Genomic DNA, 4,387 nt, shown 5'->3' with positions numbered 1-4,387 from the left:
TTTAAAATTGTTTTTTGCTTCAAGAAATTCACCTTTTGGAAAGACTGTAGTAATAAGTTAAGAGTGTCTGTTACAGCTAGAATTACTTGAAGATGGGCATTACAATTTTCCCATTCTACCTGATTTGATCAGGCAGAATAGAAAATTATAGTAGTATGTAATTTATTAAGCTGTAAATATCTTTTTGAAATAAGTTAGAGCTTATTTCGTTAAAATAAAAAGGTAATTACTGTTTGAAATTAATTATTAACGATTTAATATGTTTGAATATTATTAAACGTCGCTCTTAGGTTATTTCAACGTTTTTACTTTTAAAAACTATGAATACCTAATGTTTTTTCCTCCAATTCATGCATATGTCCGTAATCGAACTTGATTAATCGATCACAATATTCATAATAAGCATCATCATGTGTTATAGCAATCACAGTTTTTCCTTTGCTTCTTAATCCAGGAATAATATTATGATAAAAATACTTTCTAAATTCAGGATCTTGCTCGGCAGCCCATTCGTCAAAAACAAAGATATCTTTATCCTCTAGTAATGCATATATCAAGGCCAGCCTTTTCTTTTGACCACTCGATAAATCCTGATGAACTTTATTTTCTTCCTCATTTTTTCGGATCACCTCATCTAATCTCATTTCTTTCAACAATTCTACAAACTCTTCATTTGATTCGGTTAAATCGAACCCATCATAGTTTTCAGTAAAAAGATAGTTATTAGAAAAAATACATGATAGTTTATCTCTATAAAATTTTCTATTTTCATTCGTTATTAAAGTATCATTAAAGAAAATTTCTCCAGATTTTTGAATACATAAACCAGATAGTATATTTATAAAAGTACTTTTTCCACTTCCATTTCCACCATAAATAAAGATAACCTCTCCTTTGTTCACCTCAATACTCGCTGGTTGGAGGGTAAAGCTTACTTTATCTTCTTTTTCATCAAGGTATTCGTAGGTTACCCCATTAATCGTTAACTTCTCAAAGCTTCCTAAGTCATCTTTTAAGTCTTTCGACAGTTTCTCGTAGTTAAACTTACTTGTAGTAATTTCTGTAAATTTATTTAACCTTGAAATTGCAATGTTAAAAGCTATTACTCCTGGAATCAAACCAATCAAGGCTGTTATAGGTCCTATTAAAAATAAAACAGCAAACATAAAACCACTGATCACTCCCCTATCCACAGTAAAGACAACTGGCATAATAAATAGTATCGAGGCAATTAATAAATTAAAAGAAAATTCTCCCAAAACATCATTTCCTAAAGCCGCCTTTTGAGATCTTATCATTAAACTTACTCCTCTTTCTCTATTTTTCTTCATAAAGTTGAAAAAGATAGAATTACTTCTTTTTGTGCTCATTTTTATTTTATTGAATCCATGGATAAAATCATTGTAATTATCCATAAAAGAATCTTCTAAATCTCTCTCTTCATCCATGTTCTTTTCAATAACTGAACTAGTATATGCATAAATTGAGCTTAAAACAACCACAATTCCTATGATCATAAAAGCACCTGGAGGATACAAGTAGAACATATATGCGATAGTTACAATTGCCATAACTAAAGCGTTCAAAAGCGAGATAAATGTTTCTGGAATATCTTCTAAAGTTCCAATATCTTCCATTGCAGTACGAATTTTAGCCTCTCCCAAACGTAGATAAGATTCATAATCCGATAATCTAAGTGTATTGATGATTTTAAGCATCATATCTTTCCCAAAGTTTAGGGTTATTTTTACGATATGAAGTTTAAAATAATAGGTAAATACAAATGATGTTAATGCTACAAATATAAAAATTTGCCAATCATATCCTTCAAAAAATGGCATTGGCGCACCAGATATTTTGTTGTTAATTATTGATATTAAAGCCATGCTCCATAAACTACTTATTATAGTGAATAAAGTAAGCATCGGTAAGGCTAGCTTAAATTTAAAAAAGCTAAATAAAGTTAATTTTTCCAATTTTATAATTTTTAAGTTGTTCTAGTTTTACATGACAAACTCTTTAAGTTTATCATATGTAATTGTTATTTGAGTGTATAAATTCTTCTATTAATGAGCTACAACTTTACCACTAACTGCGGCATTGTAGATTTTATCGGCAATTGTATTCGAATGATTTAGGATAAAGAAATGATCTCCGTCTAACAGTTCAAATGTACAAACGGCCGTAGACTCATTTGCCCATGCTTTCATGCTAGGTAAAGGTGTTTTATCATCATCTTCTTCACCTATTTCATCTTCTCCCATACAAATATGTATTGGCATTGAAAAAGGCTTGTCCATTTCCTTAAACTCGTAATTTTCAACAGCTTTAAAATCGGACTTCATTATTGGATAATACAAATCCAGCAATTCTTTATGTTCGAAAAAATCACTGGGTAATCCTCCTATTTGATCAATTTCTTCCCAAAATTCATCTTTAGGTAAATGAGATCTTTTTTTAGAACATCTTTCAAACCCTGGAGCTCCTCTTCCTGTGAAAAACAAACAAGAAGGCTGTTTTAATCCTTTGCTTCTTATTCTTCTTGTTAGCTCATAGCCTAATATTGTTCCTAAGCTATGACCATAAATAATATATTCGCCTTCCTTTAAAATATGAGGTACTATCTTCTGAAAAAGATCATCGGCCATTTCTTCAACACTGGTTAAAAGGCTTTCTTTAAATCGTCCACCTCTACCAGGAAGTTCTAGAGTTATCCACTCTATTTTTTTTACTATATGTTTTTCAATATCACCAAAACTATATCGGTTTCCTCCAGCAAATGGAATTGCTATTATTCTTACTTTATCCATTAGTCCATTTATTGATATTTAATTTTTAAGATGTTTTCTATAAGCTGTTAAAGAAATTATCTTTTTACTAATCTTTTTATTGTCTTACTGTAGTTTATTTGAGTATCCTTAGCTAAAGTGTTTACTATACAAAAAGTATTTCATCGTTCTTTATTACTTCGTGTAACAACACTACTGCCTTTTTTAAATCCTTATTATCGAGTATTAATGAAATCGAATTATAAAAACGTCTAAATTCAATAAGATTAATGTCATTACTTTTTAATTTTTCCTGAATCTTATTTACTTCCTTTTTCTTGTCCATATTTTCTCCAGTAATAGTGATTAAAACCATTTCCTCGTTTAAGATATCGACATCATTATTATTTGCTTTTATGTTCGATTTAAAAAAGTTAACACACTCTTCAGAAACTACATAATAACTTTTGTCTTTAGACTGTGGTCTTTTAACTCTAAAAAACAACCAATCTTTCTCTATTATTTGTTTGATAAATTCTTTGGGAACTTTAGCTGTATTATTAAAACCAACTAAACAACAAGATTCGTGTAATGAAAGAGCTTTTTTGTTAGAGCTATTTTCATTGATTACTTGCGTGCCTTTGAAGTCGCGATCAAAAGTATTTCTAATTAAAAAGGGAATGTTATGTTTTGACAGTTCATCAATAGAGTTTGGATGTACTAAAACATTCGAACCAAATTTTGATAAATTTTTAAGTTCCGAAAATGTAATATTCTCTAATGATGATGCTTCCAATACTTTATTTGGATCAGCTGTCATAATACCATTAACATCGGTCCACTTAGTTACTTTTTCTGCGTTTAATATAGCTCCAAGTACCGTAGCAGTGTAATCCGACCCTCCTCTTCCTAAAGTAGTTGTATCTCCATAAATAGAACGTGCAATAAACCCAGATACGACATAACTATTTTTATTTCCAGAGAAAAAAGAATTAACAACAGTTCTTGTTAAATCCCAATTTACCTTCGCCTTCATATGAACATTATTTGTTATAATCAGATCTCTTGAATCCTTAAAACAAAAATTTAGTCGATTTTTATTAAGGAATGCTGTAATAATTTGCGCTGAAAATAACTCTCCAAAACTTAAAACCTTATCATAATCTTTATCAGAAGTAACCCCATTTTTTATAATATTACTTACACTTTCTAAAAGATCATTCTCTACAAGTTTTATTTTTTTAAGTAACTCTGATTGTTCTTCCTTAAAAATAATATTGATGAACTCTTTGTGTTTTTCAAATATGGTCCGGATTACTTTCGCGTACTCTTGATCTCCATCTTTCAACAACTTTGTTAAGGCAACTAACTCATTAGTAACCCCTTTTAAAGCAGAAACTACAATTATTAAAGGTTCATTTTCTAGATCGTAATTATTTACAATCTTTAACATGTTTTTTAAAGAAACTTCAGAACTTACAGAGCTCCCTCCAAATTTTAAAACTTCCATTCTTATTATTTTTCTTAAACAAGGTTTTCAATAGTATTCTATTGATATGTCCTTAAAATTTACTTCATATTCTTTTGCAGCTGCAGCAACATGACATCGGTGTATCTAT

3 protein-coding genes are annotated in these 4,387 nt (G+C 29.6%); all 3 read right to left on the bottom strand.

The genetic code is table 11. The annotated features are described in order from the left end of the window. Positions 1-311 precede the first annotated feature (311 nt). Complete coding sequence (locus tag BLW23_RS00135; RefSeq protein ID WP_093667232.1) at positions 312-1,976, bottom strand: ATP-binding cassette domain-containing protein; 1,665 nt, start codon at positions 1,974-1,976, stop codon at positions 312-314. 90 nt (positions 1,977-2,066) lie between these two features. Next, on the bottom strand, positions 2,067-2,810 hold the full coding sequence (locus BLW23_RS00130) for a thioesterase II family protein (protein ID WP_093667231.1): 744 nt from the start codon (positions 2,808-2,810) through the stop codon (positions 2,067-2,069). Between the two features lie 124 nt (positions 2,811-2,934). Beyond that, complete coding sequence (locus tag BLW23_RS00125; RefSeq protein ID WP_093667230.1) at positions 2,935-4,278, bottom strand: aspartate kinase; 1,344 nt, start codon at positions 4,276-4,278, stop codon at positions 2,935-2,937. Positions 4,279-4,387: the final 109 nt, after the last annotated feature.

This window comes from Tenacibaculum sp. MAR_2009_124 (assembly GCF_900105455.1).
In the GTDB taxonomy this organism is placed as follows: domain Bacteria; phylum Bacteroidota; class Bacteroidia; order Flavobacteriales; family Flavobacteriaceae; genus Polaribacter.
This window is presented reverse-complemented; position numbering and strand designations above follow the sequence as displayed.